We start from the raw sequence: 13204 nt of genomic DNA, 5'->3' as shown, positions 1-13204 counted from the left end.
CTTCCAATGGGCAGACTCTACATCAGATCGAGGGATCTTTCGGGGGGCAGGTCAAGGGGGTTCCGACCTGTGAAAGCAGGGCGATTGTACCGCGTGCTAGATAATTGGGCATGCTTGGTCCTTGGCTGATTTACCATCCTTCTTTTCCGCGAGGTGACGTCAGTTTCATGACGTTGCGACACCGAGGTGACATTCGGCGGATTGATCCTGCCCGGACTATCTCTTTCGTTAGACCGAACCAACTTAAGGGGTGGTCGTGGACTTTCTTTCTCATTTTTTCGCCCCCGGAAACCGGCCCATCGCCGGGAATGGGCGGTGGTTGGCTGGCGAGGGCGGGGGCGTGGCTGGCGAAATCGTGCCCGACTTTGGAAACGCCAGTGTTCGTAATACGTCACCGATGGGCGATGGGTGGTTGGTATCAAAAATTGTGGCTTAGAATCAGAAATTTGTGTTGAAATTAATCAATTTTACAACCGATATGGTTAGATCTGATGATGCTGGTCAGCGCGCTGATGGGCCTGGAGCGGATGCGGGCGGCCTACGCCCATGCGATTGCCAATGAGTACCGCTTCTACAGCTACGGCGATTCGAGTTTGTTGCTGCCGGGGGAATGAGCCGGAAGCCCCTTCCCCCGGGACAGCCCTACGCGATGATGTCAAAGTACCCATAAACAAGGTCGGGATGGGCCGATTTAGCCAGCAGGGCGATCTGGACAGCGGCGGTGCCGCCCTTACCATCGGGATCATAGTACAAGATGCCCGTGGTTGTGTTGTAGATCAGCCGGTCAGTGGAATCGTGCGCTTTGGTGGCCCCTGCCGCCGCATAGAAGTCGTCCTCATGCAAAGCTCCAGTGTAGGTAAATCCGGTGAATACGGCCTTACTCAGCTGGATCTTGTCGCCATCCGAATTGCTGAAATCGGTGATCGTATCCCGGCTGGTCGGGGTGGTGTCAAAGATGAAGAAGTCCTTGCCGGTTCCGCCGATCAGGGTGTCCTTGCCCTCGCCGCCATAGAGCATGTCGTTGCCTGCCTCGCCCTTGAGACTGTCGTTCCCAGCGCCGCCTTTGACCAGGTCGTCGCCTGCGCCGCCCCTAAGCGTGTCGTTTCCGGCCAAGCCGAGGAGGGTGTTTGCACCCCTGTTGCCGATGATCGTGTTTACCAGATCATTGCCGGTGCCCTTGATGTCGGCCTTGCCGCTCAGGGTCAGGTTTTCGACAAACTGGCCCAACGTGAACATGACCGAGCTGACAACTGTGTCCGTTCCGCCAAGATCGGTCGTATCGGAAGCTGAGGCTGTCTCGTAAACTTGGTCCCCGCTGGCATTGACGTTGTAGGTGTCGTTGCCGGACCCGCCGAACAACTGGTCGGAACCCGAGCCACCGTCCAGCTTGTCATTGCCATCGCCGCCATACAGGGTGTCGTTGCCAGACCGGCCGACCAACTTGTTGTTACCCGCGTTCCCGTTGATCGTGTTGCCAAGAGCGTTGCCGGTGCCGTCCAGATTGTCGGACCCGGTCAAAGTCAGAACCTCGACACGGTCACCAAGCGCGTACGATGTAGCGGCCATAACGGTATCTGTGCCGCCTGCTGCAAGCTCCACAGTGGTGTCGCTGGCGCTATCGACCAAGTAGGTATCGTCGCCCGCACCACCGGTCATCTTATCCGCACCCGCGCCGCCATCGAGCGTATCATTGCCATCACCGCCAACCAGGGTGTCGTTGCCGGCCATTCCCGACAAATGGTTGTTGCCAGTGTTGCCGGTGATCACGTTGTCCAGTTCGTTTCCGGTGCCGCTGATGTCCATGGTAAGGTCGACATAATCGGCACCAAGCATCGTGAGATTTTCAATATTGCTACCCAGAACGTAACCATCTATATTTGTCAGAACGGTATCAGTCCCGCTGTCTGCATTTTCAATAGGGTTGTCAATTTCATAATGACTACGGAAATAGTACTTATCAAAGTAAGTGTCATCGCCAAGGCCACCTTCCAGTGTGTTGACGCCGTAGCCGCCATCAAGCGTGTCATTGCCTGCGAGGCCTTTCAGTGTATCATCGCCATCGCCTCCGGACAGCACATTGTCTGTGTTTGACCCTATGAGAGTATCGTTGTTCGGGCTGCCTATGAGATTCTCGATGTTAAGAAGCGTATCGGTTCCCGCATACGTGTCCTGCGGCCCGAGTTTTTCCAAGGAGACATTAGCGCCCCAGCCGATGTCCTCGAAACTGGCTGTATCGTTGCCCTCGCCGCCATCCAGTCGGTCGTTGCCGAAACCGCCTTGAAGTAGGTCATTGCCTTTGCCGCCGAGCACGATGTCGTCGCCACCATTGGCATAAAGCTTGTCGTCGCCTTCGCCGCCGCGCAGCAGGTTGGTCGCCTCGTTGCCCGTCAAAATGTCGTTGCCGCGATAGCCATCGACGATGGCGTATTGGGCTCCAGCGGGAACCACGTAATTGTTGAGGTTGTCATCCCAGATTTGATCAGCTGACGTGGCCGTAAGCACGTCGTCGATCGGGTCCGTGTTGCCATTGTCCCCGGCCAAATGCTCGCCCGAGGTCAAAGTTAACAGATTCGCACTGGCGGCATCGTATCCGGGAAATGCTACCGAGTGATCAAAATGCGTAAAGCAGTTGTTCAATTCATTGGTAAAATTCGTAGCATATGGTTCTGCAAGATTTGATTTAAACAAGTTTATGAACTCAGTTTTGTCATGGTTCGTATTAAATTTTGAAATTGCGTCGTCAAGATTGATAGTAATTCCAGGTTTTCCATATGAACTATAATATTTTACGGCTTGATATTCAGACGGAAAATCTGGAGATGTCATCCAAACAGTTGTATAAAATCCTAATGAATCAAATTTAACAAAAGAGTCGCTTTTTATTGTAATGCTTTCAAAGCAGATTTTATCGAGATAGGGTATTAATTTTTCAAGTGCCGCCTTTGCCCTGTCGAGTTCGTTCTTGTAATCATATGAAAAAGATCCGTCACCCAACTCCCAAATTACTTCTTCCCTTACAGCAATCGCGGAAAGAAGTATGGGGGCTACTACACTTGCGTCAACATCTACACTACTAATGTAGTTTATAACGTTTACGAGAGTGTCATGAGATTTATCAAGCGCATTAAAATAATATTTTTCCTTATTTGGTTGATCTGCATAATGGTAATATAGCATGTATTCCAGGCTATTTTGAAGTTCTGATCTGAAAGCGGACAGGTCTCTATTTATGTCATACCAGTGATTTTTATCGATATCTCCTAGTATTTCTTTGGAATAGTTTACAACATCATCGAGTTTTGCATTGATCTGATCAAGTTTTGCATTGATCTCAGCAGTGCTGTCATCCTGTTTGAGGCCAAGAATTCCATCCAAACCGAAGACAGAAGCGAGTTGCGCCGCGTCTGCGGTTGCGCCTAGGACTTCTAAGCCAACCTTGAGGGCTATTCTAGCTGCGGCAATCTTGGACATCTGAAAAAAAATCCCCTGTTCGCGTGCGCTGGTTCAAAGTCCGGGTCGGTAACAAACCCCGGCCTGAAATCGACAAGGGGTGTCGCACAGGGTCTGCACTGCCGCAACAATAACCTGAAGAAGACCTCAGTAGAGTCGCGAAGAGCATGCGAGCGGATCGTGTACTACCTGCGATACCTTCAGAAATTTGGCCTGATTATCAGCTAAGGTTTGATCATAACTAAGTAATATTTTTACGTATATATACTTCCGTATTCTTTTTATCTGCACCTTCGTGCGAAGCTGTATCCCGTCTCTTGATGCCTTGCTCGCGGGTGGATGTGGGAAATCTATGACCGGCCTCTCCCAGACATCGGGCAGGAGCCATGCGCAAACAGGTATGCCCGGTGGTTGGCCTGTCGAGGGTTTGCCAAAGTGCACCGGTCATCAAGCACAGGCCGTACAGCCAAATATGAGCAGGTTGGCGTATGCTGCCGATGGTGAGAGTGTGTGGGACAACCGCGTCTGCTGACCACCAGCGCCTTGCCGCTCAGCCTGTGAACCAGCCCCAGACCAGCCGCCCCGTGAGCGCAAGGCTGGCAGTAACGAGCAGCGGACGGATGATGCGCGCGCCGTAGCGGGTCGCGAGGCGCGTGCCGATGAGAGCGCCGAGCATCGAGCCCGCGCCCATCAGCAGGCCAAGCAGCAAGAGAACCTGACCGCCAGCAGCGAACACGATCAGGCTGGCGGCATTGCTGGCAAGGTTGAGCAGCTTGGTGAGGCCGGTGGCGCGGGTCAGGCCTAGACCGCGAAAGCCGACAAGCGTTGCGGCGAAGAATTGGCCGGTGCCTGGCCCAAAGAAGCCGTCGTAGAACCCGATCCCACCTGCGACGGGGAGATAGCCGCGTTCGGTTATGCGGGGCTTGCCCGGCGCGTCGTCCATGCGCGGCGAAAGCAGCGTGTAGAGCGCGGCACCCATCAAGAGCAGGGGGACAACCAGGCGCAGGGCATGGGTATCAAAGCGCTGGATGACCAGCGCGCCCGCCGCCGCGCCTCCAAAAGCGGCGAGCGTTGCCGGAAGGTTGGGCCGCAGTGCAAAAAGCCCGGCGCGGTGATAGCGCGTGGTGGCGACTGTGGCGCCCATGGCCGACTGGAGCTTGTTGGTGCCGAGCACGAGATGCGGCGGAAGCCCGGCATAGATCAGCGCGGGCAGGGTGAGCAGCCCGCCGCCCCCGGCAATGGCATCGATGCAGCCCGTCAGCACGGCGAGCGCGGTAAGCGGGCCGTAGAGCCAGGGATCGAGAGCGAAGGCTTCGTGCATTTGCGCCCCATGGCGTTTGTGCGTAAGGCGCACAACCCCAAGGCGCTTTGGCCAGCCGTACCCCGGAACCCGCGAATGACCCGCTTTTCCTTCACCGTCCACGCCACCGACGGCCGCGCGCGCACCGGCGCGATCGCGATGCAACGCGGCACGATCCGCACGCCGGCGTTCATGCCGGTTGGAACGGCGGGCACGGTCAAGGCGATGAAGGTGGAGGACGTGGCGGCGACGGGGGCGGACATCATCCTTGGCAATACCTACCACCTCATGCTGCGGCCCGGCGCGGAGCGCATGGCGCGGCTGGGCGGGCTGCACAGGTTCATGGGCTGGGACAAACCGATCCTGACCGATAGCGGCGGCTATCAAGTCATGAGCCTTAGCGAGCTGCGCAAGATCACCGAGGAAGGCGTGACTTTCGCCAGCCACATCGACGGATCGCGCCACATGCTGAGCCCGGAGCGCTCGATGGAGATCCAGCGGCTGCTCGGCAGCGACATCGTGATGGCCTTCGATGAATGCCCCCGCGCCGATGCCCCGCGCGATGTGATGGCCAAGAGCATGGCAATGTCGATGCGCTGGGCAAAGCGCAGCCGCGATGCGTTCGACGCGGGCGGGAGCCATGCGGAAGGCGCCGCGCTGTTCGGCATCCAGCAAGGCGGGCTGGATGAGCAGTTGCGCGGCGAAAGTGCGGGCCTTCTGCGCGACATCGGCTTCGACGGCTATGCCATCGGCGGCCTCGCCGTGGGCGAAGGGCAAGAGGCGATGTTCGCCACCCTGGACTTCGCGCCGGGGCAACTGCCGGAGGACCGCCCGCGCTATCTGATGGGCGTGGGCAAGCCGGATGACATCGTGGGGGCGGTGGAGCGCGGGGTCGACATGTTCGACTGTGTGCTGCCGACGCGATCAGGGCGGAACGGGCAGGGCTTCACCTGGGACGGGCCGCTCAATCTTCGCAATGCGAAGCATACTGAGGACGTGGGACCGCTTGATCCCGATTGTTCCTGCCCGGTCTGCGCGAAGTACAGCCGGGCCTATCTGCATCACTTGTTCAAGGCTGGCGAAATGCTCGGGCCGATGCTGCTGACCGAGCACAACCTCTCGTTCTACCAGCAGCTGATGGCGGGGATGCGCGGCGCGATTGCCGAGGGGCGGTTTGCAGCATGGGCTTCGGCGTTTCGCGCGCGCTATCTGGCGAAACGCTAGCCCGCTGCCGCGACCCAGCCGACCTTGCTGTCGGTGAAATCCACGATCTCTCCCAACTCGTAGACATTGTCGTAGCCATAGGCCTTCAGGTTGATGAAGGTCTGGATATTGAGCGAAACCGGCGGGGCCTTGAGCATGACCGGCGGGCGGTCGTTGCGGAAATTGTTGTTGCAGTAGATCAGGATCGGCCGGGTGCGATCGGGCAGGGCGGCGGCCAGCGCTTCGGCGGTGAAATCGGTCAGCGGCAGATTGATGGCGCCGGCGATATGGCCCTGCGCGAAAGCGGGGGCGGAGCGCGCGTCGAGAATGATCGCGCCTTCCTGCGCCGCCATGGCCTGAAACCGTGCAAGGCTGACGCGGCGCTTTTCGCGCTGCGAGCGCACGGCATGGGTGAGGCGCTCGAAGGCAGCGTAGTCGATCTGCCGCTCCGTGGCGGGGACGGGCATCGCCGCAGCGGCGGCTGCAGCCAACAGCAGAATCATCGCGCTCTCCCTTGGCAGCGGACTGCAAGGATATCGCGCGCGGCTGGACCCACGCTGAACGACTGCGCCATGAAAACAAGAATGGCGGAGCTTGCGCCCCGCCATCTCGTCTTGGTCCGGACCTGGCTGGCGCCAGTGATCAGAACTTGTAGTTGGCGCTCAGGAAGGCCGCGCGCGGCTGGATGCCGAGGATCGGGTAGAGCCCGTTGGGATTGTAGGCCCCCTTGGCAAGGCCTTGGCGGTCGATGCTGGCAAGCAGGCTGTCCGACCGCGACCACGACATCACGCCGAGCGCGTTTGTGACGTTGACCATGTTGAACTGCAGCTTGAACCGGTCGGTCACGTCCCACGAAGCGCCCAGATCGAGCGTGGTATAGGCCGGCAGGTAGAACGCATTGGCCTGATTGGCCGCGCGCTTGCCGAGGTGGTTGACCTCGCCGAACAGCGTGACGCCCTTGATCGGGGTCCAGTCCAGACCACCGCGCGCGATGATCTTGGGGTTGTTGTCGGCATCGCCCGGCGCGATCAGCGTGAGCGCGTCATCGGTGCCGTCACCCTTGGGGCCCTGAGCCCACGAACCGAAGTAGCGCGACTTGGGGCTTTGCAGGGTGAGGTTGATGCGGGTCGACAGGGTCGAAGTGATCCGTGCCGACAGCGCCATTTCGACGCCGTAGGTCTCGATCTCTCCGGCTACCGGCGGCGGCGAGTAGAACTGGCCCGTCTGTGCACCCGCCGTGTAGGTGAAGGTCTGCGGCGTGGTGACGTTCGAGAGCTTCGAGTAGAACGGGAAGATCTGCAGGTTGATCCCGCCCTGCGAATACTTCAGGCCCAGTTCGATCTGCTGGATCTTCTGCGGCTTGGGGAACACCGTGGCGATCTGCGCCGGGGTGTTGATCGCGACGATGCCGCCGAAGTCCGGCGCCTTCTTGCCGTTGGTAAAGCGAACATAGGCGTTGAAATTGTTCGAGAACTCGTACGCGAGCGAGAACGAGTAGTTGAACATCCGGTAGCTGCGCTTGGTGTTGTAGAGCGGGCCGACCGAGGGGACGTTGTTGTCATAGAGCGTCAGCGCATCGCCGTCCGCGCCGGTCGGGCTGAAGCCTGCCGCGTAGGTCTGGTTGAACACATCGTAGTTGATGCTCTCCCAGCGCCCGCCGGCATCGAGCGTGAGCTGCGGCGTGATCTGCCAGGTGTCGCCGAAGAACACCGAGTATTGCTTCTGGGTGCCGCGATAGTCGTTGCCGCCCACGGTGCCGAGCGCCTGGAAGCCGGTCGGATCGGTGAGCTGGAAGACCTTGCCGGCAGTGTCAGTGAAAGTTGCGGTCAGCATCTCGGGCTGGGGTGCCAGCGTCGAGAAGCCGATGCCGCCGCCGCCCTGGCGCAGGCGCAGCTTCGACAGCGCGATATAGCCGCCGAGTGCGAGGTGGTGGTTGCCCCAGTCCTTGGTCAGCGTCGCCTGATCGACGAAGTTTTCCGACTTGTAGTGCTGCACGAAGGCGACCTGGGTGAAGATGCCGCCGGCCAGCAGGTTCTGGTTGGGCAGGTTGTTCTGTGTGATCGCCTGCACGCTGAACCCGAACGGGGTGGGAATCACAGCGTTGCTGGTGGCCAGCTTGCCGTTGTTCTTGAAAAAGTAGTTGATCGTGCCCGCGGGCAGGAAGGCGTTGGTGTTGATGAACGAGGTCACCACGTCGGTCATCGGGCTCGCCGAGATCAGCGCGCCGGTGTTCCAGTCTGCCTTGGAGCTGGTGTAACGGCCGTTGTTCTCGAACTTCCAGCCATCGCCCAGTTCGTGGTTCCACTTGAGGCCGAACGCCGCGCTACGCGAATGGACCAGCTTGGTGGGGTCCCAGCATTCGTTGGTGCCACCGGCGCCGGGGAAGCAGTGCGCGCCATCGGCGGGCGGGAGGACGGACGAAGTCTTGCTGAAGCCCGGCGCGATGCGCGTGGCACCGATCGCGGGCGTGAACTCGTTCCACGCGTTGTGGTCATCGAGATACTTGGCGGTGAACAGCAGCGAGCCGGCGGCATAGTCATAGAGGATGTTGCCGTGGATCTGGCCGCCCTTGTTCATGGCATAGCCCGGATCGCGCGCGCCGCGATCCCAACGGTAGAAGCCGCCGATCGAATAGTAGAGCCCGTTTTCGTTAAGCTTGCCGCCCAGATAGACGTCGCCGCGATAATAGGGGTTGGCGAGATCGCCCTGCAATCCGCCCTTGAGCTGGACTTCCACGCCCGGATTGCTTTTCCCGGTGCGGGAAATGTAGTTGAAAATGCCGCCCGGCGCGTTGGGCCCGGTGATCGCCGCCGTACCGCCGCGCAGACCTTCCACGCGGGCAAGGTTGAGATCGGGGCGCAGGAAATAGTCGGGGCCGAAGTTGTTGGCCGTGGCCAGTTCCACCGGCAGGCCGTCTTCCTGCAGCGAGACATAGTAGTAGCCGCTCGCGCCATCGAGCGAGTTGGCCGAGATGCCACGCGAGAAGACGACGTTGCGGATTTCGCCGAGCGAGGAGTTCACGAAGACGCCGGGGACGTTCCGGAGCAGGTCAGCCGCCGAGACGGACGCGTGCTGCGCCAGCTGCTGGCTAGAGACGACGTTGATCGAGATCGGGGCGTTTTCAATCGCGCGCGAGCCGAACACGCCGGTGACGATGATTTCGCGGTTGTCAGGTGCCTCGGCGGCGGTGTCGGCTTGTGCGGCCGTCTCACCGGCGGCATCGGGCGCGGCCGGTGCGGCAAGCGCGGCCGTGCTTGTGCTGGCCAGCATGATTGCGGCCACTGTCAGACCGACGCGCGAATTAGGCTTCCCCATTGATTTCCTCCAACCATCCTCGGTGATCCGGATGTGCCCCCGGACCGAGAGGTTAGTATCACAAACAAACTGCTATGATCAATACCAATCAATAACAATCGTTGATACGTCATAAATGATTGATTTTGGTGGATTGACGGTGATCATTGGCTCGCTCCGGCCTTGGCTCCGGATCATGCGGGGTGAAGCGCAAGCGGCGCTGGTCCCGGATTCGGCGCGCGGGCGTGCAGGGACGGGGCGCACCGCCAGGTGAGGATGGAAGCTTTGCGCTGTGTACCGATTGCAGGAAGGCGATTGCCAAAGGCGCGCAAGCGCCGCACCCTTGGGCCGGAACAAGGGCTTGCGGGGGGGGCATGGTTTGATGCGGCGAGTTGGGATCGTTTTGGCGGGGCTGCTGGCGACGACATCGGCCGCAGCCGCCGAGGAAGTGCCGCCTTCGGTAGCGCGCGAGGCGCGCAGCGTGCCCGGCCTCTCAGCGCCCGGCGAGATCGTGATCGACCGGGCGGGCATTCCGCATATCTATGCCGCGAGCGCGCGCGACGGGTTTTTCCTCCAGGGCTATGCGGTGGCGCGCGACCGGCTGTGGCAGATCGACTTGTGGCGCAAGCGCGGGCTGGGGCGGCTTTCGGCGAGTTTCGGCCCGGCATATGTGGCGCAGGATCGGGCCTCGCGAATGCTGCTCTATCGCGGCGACATGGGCAAGGAGTGGGCAGCCTATCCGGCGGCGGCCAAGGGCTGGACCGAGGCCTTTGTCGCCGGGATCAATGCCTTCGTTGGTGAGGTTGAGGCTGGCAAACAGCCCCTGCCTATAGAGTTTTCCGCGACGGGGAGTCGCCCGGAGCGCTGGACGGCGGACGATGTCGTGCGCATCCGCTCCAATGCGCTCGCCAGCAATCTCGCCAGTGAGGTCGACCGTGCGCGGGCGCTGTGCGGGGGCGATGTGAAGTACGAACCGCTGCGCAGTCCGCTGGAGCCGGCACATAAGGTAACGGTGCCCAAGGGACTCGATCCGTGCAGCATTCCCCAGGACGTGCTGGCGGAATATCTGCTGGGCACGGGCGACGTGCGCTTTGACGGCAAGGTGCTGGCCATGGTGCCGCGCGATCTCGAGGTGCAGGAAGGCTCGAACAACTGGGTCATCGCGCCCTCGCGCAGCACCACGGGCCGCGCGATCATGGCCAACGATCCCCACCGCGCGCACAGCGTGCCCAACTTGCGCTATCTATCACATATCGACACGCCCGAGCTGAAGATTGCGGGCGCGGGCGAGCCTGCGCTGCCGGGGATGAGCCTGGGGCACAACGAGGATGCCGCCTGGGCGCTGACGATTTTTGCCATCGACCAGCAGGACCTTGTGGTGAACCCCAAGGGCGCCGGACTGACCGAGGTGAGCGAGACCATCGAGGTGAAAGGCGAAGCGCCGCGCACCGTCGTCCTGAAGTTCAGCGCGGATGGGCCGATCATCCATGAAGATGCGGCGAGCGGGCGCAGCTTTGCCTTGCGGGCGACTTGGAACCAACCCGGCGCCTCGGCCTATTTCAACGCGGCCTGGGCCTTTACCGCGAAGAGCTGGGACGATTTCCGCGTGGCGCAGCGCCATTGGGGCGCGCCGCCGCTCAATCTGCTCTATGCCGACAAGGGGGGCACGATCGGCTGGGCCGCCGCCGGTTTCGTGCCAAAGCGCGCGGCCGGCGATGGGCTGCTGCCGGTGCCGGCGGGCAAGGCCTATGGCTGGAACGGGCTGCTTGACGGGGCACTGATGCCAGCGATCAAGGACCCGGTCGAGGGGTGGTTCGCAACGGCAAACCAGTACAACGTGCCGCAGGGCTATCCGCATCTTCTGGGCCTCGAATGGTCCAATCCAAGCCGGATGGATCGGATATCGGAAGTGATCTCGGCCAAACCCAGGTTCGGCATCGCGGAATCGATGGCGCTGCAGAACGATGTGACTTCACCGATTGCGCGGCGGGTGGTGAGGCTGCTTGATGGGATCGAGGGGCGCAATGACGCCGAGAAGGGCGCGCTGGCGTTGCTGCGGGGCTGGAACGGCGAACTCGGCGCAGGCAGCGCGGCGGCGACGCTCTACGAGATCTGGGCGCGGCGCTATTTGCCGGTGAGCGCGGTCAAGGCGATCGTGCCTGAGCCTGCTTGGCTTGGATTCGGCCAGGCCGCGCTGCTCGGTGTGGTTCAGACGCTGGAGAGCGGCGCTTTGCTCGGCAAGGACCCGGGAGCGGTTCGCCGCGCTATCCTGCTCGATTCGCTCGGCCTTGCGTGGGCAGAAGCCGCGCGGCTCATGGGGCCCGATGCGGCGGACTGGCGCTGGGGCCGCCTTCACACCGCCGATTTCCGACCGGCGCTGCCGATTGCGGGGCGCGAGGCGGATCGCCGGGTGGGGCCTCTGCCAATCGGTGGCGGCAGCTCGACACCCAATGCGGCGAGCTGGGGAGCAGACTTTGCGCTGGTTTCCGGGCCTTCCGTGCGCGTCGTGATGGACGTCGGCGCGTGGGACAACAGCGTGGCGATCAACACGCCGGGGCAATCGGGTGACCCCGCGAGCCCGCATTACCGCGACTTGTTCGCGCGTTGGGCGGGCGGGGGCTATGTTCCGTTTGTGTGGAGCCGGGCGCGGGTGCTGCAGGAGGCGGAGCGGATCATTGCGGTGACGCCCGGGAACTAACCCCTCCGACCTGCCTTCGGCGGGCCACCTTCCCATTTGCCCCTTCGACAAGGTCAGGGGAAAATGGGGAGGGGTGGGCTCAGGCGGGCAGCAGCATCGCGGCCGTCTCGTTGCGGTGCTTCTTGAGGTACTTCATGAAGGGGGTGCCGCCGGTGCCGACATCGGGGTTGTTGCCGGCCGACTTGCTGCCCTGCTTGTTGATGTAGCTGGCGGCATATTCGAGGTGGCGGCTGCGGAAATCGGCAACGGCCTGGACCGCAGCATTATAGGCATCGGTGAGGCCTTTGTGGCCGGTGCGGCTGACGAAGCCGCGCAAGGTGGACGCGGCGCGCACGTCCTCGATAAAGCGGCGGTGGCCGGTGGGGCGGTAGATGTGAAGCTCGTCGAGATAGGCTTTCAGCGGATCGGCGGCGTGGCCGACGCCGAGCAGCGCGTCCATCGAGGGGACGATCGAGGACTGCGAACCGGTCTGGCCGCGATAAGCCTGGGGGCGGCCGCCGAGGCGCTCCACGCCTTCGTAGACGAGGCCGGCGCCCAGTGCGGGGTTGTCCTTCCAGCCGTGGATATAGGGGCGCACGCGGCGGAAATAGATATAGGGATCGCACTGTTCGGGCATGCGGTCGAAGATCGCGTTGATACCGGCCCAGATGCCGACCATCTGATCGAGCTGGCCGCGCGCGGCTCCTGCGTCGCCAGCTTCGGCGGCAGCGATCAGCGGCGCGAAGAGCGCGAGCGCGCCGCCGGCCTGCGCTTCGATGGCGACGTGGATCAGCACGAACCAGGCCTCGTCGGTGCCGGCTGCGAACTTCTGGATCATGTAGATATTGTCGAGATGGACGGGGGCAGCGGGATCGATCAGGCCCCAGTTGTCCAGCACATAGCCACTGTATTGAAGCAGCGGTTGCTGATCGAGCCGATTGGCCAGCGCCACCATCGGCACGGCGAGGACGGCGGGAAGCATGGCGGGCGCGTCCGGTGCGCCCCAGACATAGGCCTGCACCAGGAACGAATAATGGACCATCGCCATCCGCGCGGCAGGCTCGCCCAGCGCGGCGATCTCTTCCGGCGCGATGGCGGGGAGGCTGGTCTCCAGCACCTCGCGCACTTTGCCGGTGGGGAGGATTTCTGGCAGGCGCAACGCGGTGGCGCCAGCCTCGGCAAGCGCGCCGCCGAGCGTCACGGCGCTTGCATCGTAGGCGCAGAGAAAGCCGCGCGCGGGGGTGATGTCGTAGCTCGCGAGGGGGGCAATGGGCATGGCG

The 13204-nt window shown here is 61.6% G+C and carries 7 protein-coding genes and 1 pseudogene; 3 read left to right on the top strand and 5 right to left on the bottom strand.

Annotation, left to right across the window (positions count from 1 at the left end; genetic code table 11):
• Nucleotides 1-488: 488 nt before the first annotated feature.
• Nucleotides 489-614 (top strand): annotated as a pseudogene (locus tag WCL10_RS17815) (S-adenosylmethionine:tRNA ribosyltransferase-isomerase); the annotation flags it as partial.
• Between the two features lie 28 nt (nt 615-642).
• Here the strand turns inward: WCL10_RS17815 and WCL10_RS17810 are convergent.
• Together WCL10_RS17810 and WCL10_RS17805 are read right to left on the bottom strand one after the other, a co-directional pair.
• Entirely contained in the window at nt 643-3471 is a 2829-nt protein-coding gene (locus WCL10_RS17810; protein WP_336896993.1) for a calcium-binding protein, read from the bottom strand.
• Nucleotides 3472-4000: 529 nt separating this feature from the next.
• On the bottom strand, nt 4001-4771 hold the full coding sequence (locus WCL10_RS17805; protein WP_336896992.1) for a TSUP family transporter: 771 nt from the start codon (nt 4769-4771) through the stop codon (nt 4001-4003).
• A 75-nt stretch (nt 4772-4846) separates the two neighbouring features.
• On the opposite strand from WCL10_RS17805, the gene tgt reads away from it, so the two are divergent.
• Nucleotides 4847-5974 carry a tRNA guanosine(34) transglycosylase Tgt gene (gene tgt, locus WCL10_RS17800; RefSeq protein ID WP_336896991.1) on the top strand — a complete coding sequence of 376 codons (1128 nt, stop codon included), beginning with the start codon at nt 4847-4849 and terminating at the stop codon, nt 5972-5974.
• Here tgt and WCL10_RS17795 read toward each other — a convergent pair.
• Together WCL10_RS17795 and WCL10_RS17790 are read right to left on the bottom strand one after the other, a co-directional pair.
• Nucleotides 5971-6456 (bottom strand): rhodanese-like domain-containing protein, encoded by a 486-nt coding sequence (locus WCL10_RS17795; protein WP_336896990.1) that lies wholly within the window; start codon nt 6454-6456, stop codon nt 5971-5973. The genes tgt and WCL10_RS17795 overlap by 4 nt on opposite strands.
• Nucleotides 6457-6595: 139 nt before the next feature.
• Nucleotides 6596-9268, bottom strand: a complete 2673-nt coding sequence (locus WCL10_RS17790; RefSeq protein ID WP_336896989.1) for a TonB-dependent receptor — start codon at nt 9266-9268, stop codon at nt 6596-6598.
• A 361-nt stretch (nt 9269-9629) separates the two neighbouring features.
• On the opposite strand from WCL10_RS17790, the gene WCL10_RS17785 reads away from it, so the two are divergent.
• Entirely contained in the window at nt 9630-11945 is a 2316-nt protein-coding gene (locus WCL10_RS17785; RefSeq protein WP_336896988.1) for a penicillin acylase family protein, read from the top strand.
• A 79-nt stretch (nt 11946-12024) separates the two neighbouring features.
• Here WCL10_RS17785 and WCL10_RS17780 read toward each other — a convergent pair whose 3' ends face one another.
• Nucleotides 12025-13200, bottom strand: coding sequence for an indoleamine 2,3-dioxygenase (locus WCL10_RS17780; RefSeq protein ID WP_336896987.1), 1176 nt, complete (start codon nt 13198-13200; stop codon nt 12025-12027).
• Nucleotides 13201-13204: the final 4 nt, after the last annotated feature.

Origin of the sequence: Novosphingobium sp. (assembly GCF_037133355.1) — a bacterium.
Taxonomy (GTDB): Bacteria; Pseudomonadota; Alphaproteobacteria; order Sphingomonadales; family Sphingomonadaceae; genus Novosphingobium.
Note: the sequence above shows the minus strand (reverse complement) of the source record. Positions and strands in the feature narration are given on the sequence as shown.

Bases quoted from the DNA above. Each gene is read 5' to 3' on its own strand.
- WCL10_RS17805 (WP_336896992.1), bottom strand. From the start codon at position 4,771: ATGCACGAAGCCTTCGCTCTCGATCCCTGGCTCTACGGCCCGCTTACC.
- WCL10_RS17790 (WP_336896989.1), bottom strand. From the start codon at position 9,268: ATGGGGAAGCCTAATTCGCGCGTCGGTCTGACAGTGGCCGCAATCATG.
- WCL10_RS17810 (WP_336896993.1), bottom strand. From the start codon at position 3,471: ATGTCCAAGATTGCCGCAGCTAGAATAGCCCTCAAGGTTGGCTTAGAA.
- WCL10_RS17780 (WP_336896987.1), bottom strand. From the start codon at position 13,200: ATGCCCATTGCCCCCCTCGCGAGCTACGACATCACCCCCGCGCGCGGC.
- tgt (WP_336896991.1), top strand. From the start codon at position 4,847: ATGACCCGCTTTTCCTTCACCGTCCACGCCACCGACGGCCGCGCGCGC.
- WCL10_RS17795 (WP_336896990.1), bottom strand. From the start codon at position 6,456: ATGATTCTGCTGTTGGCTGCAGCCGCCGCTGCGGCGATGCCCGTCCCC.
- WCL10_RS17785 (WP_336896988.1), top strand. From the start codon at position 9,630: ATGCGGCGAGTTGGGATCGTTTTGGCGGGGCTGCTGGCGACGACATCG.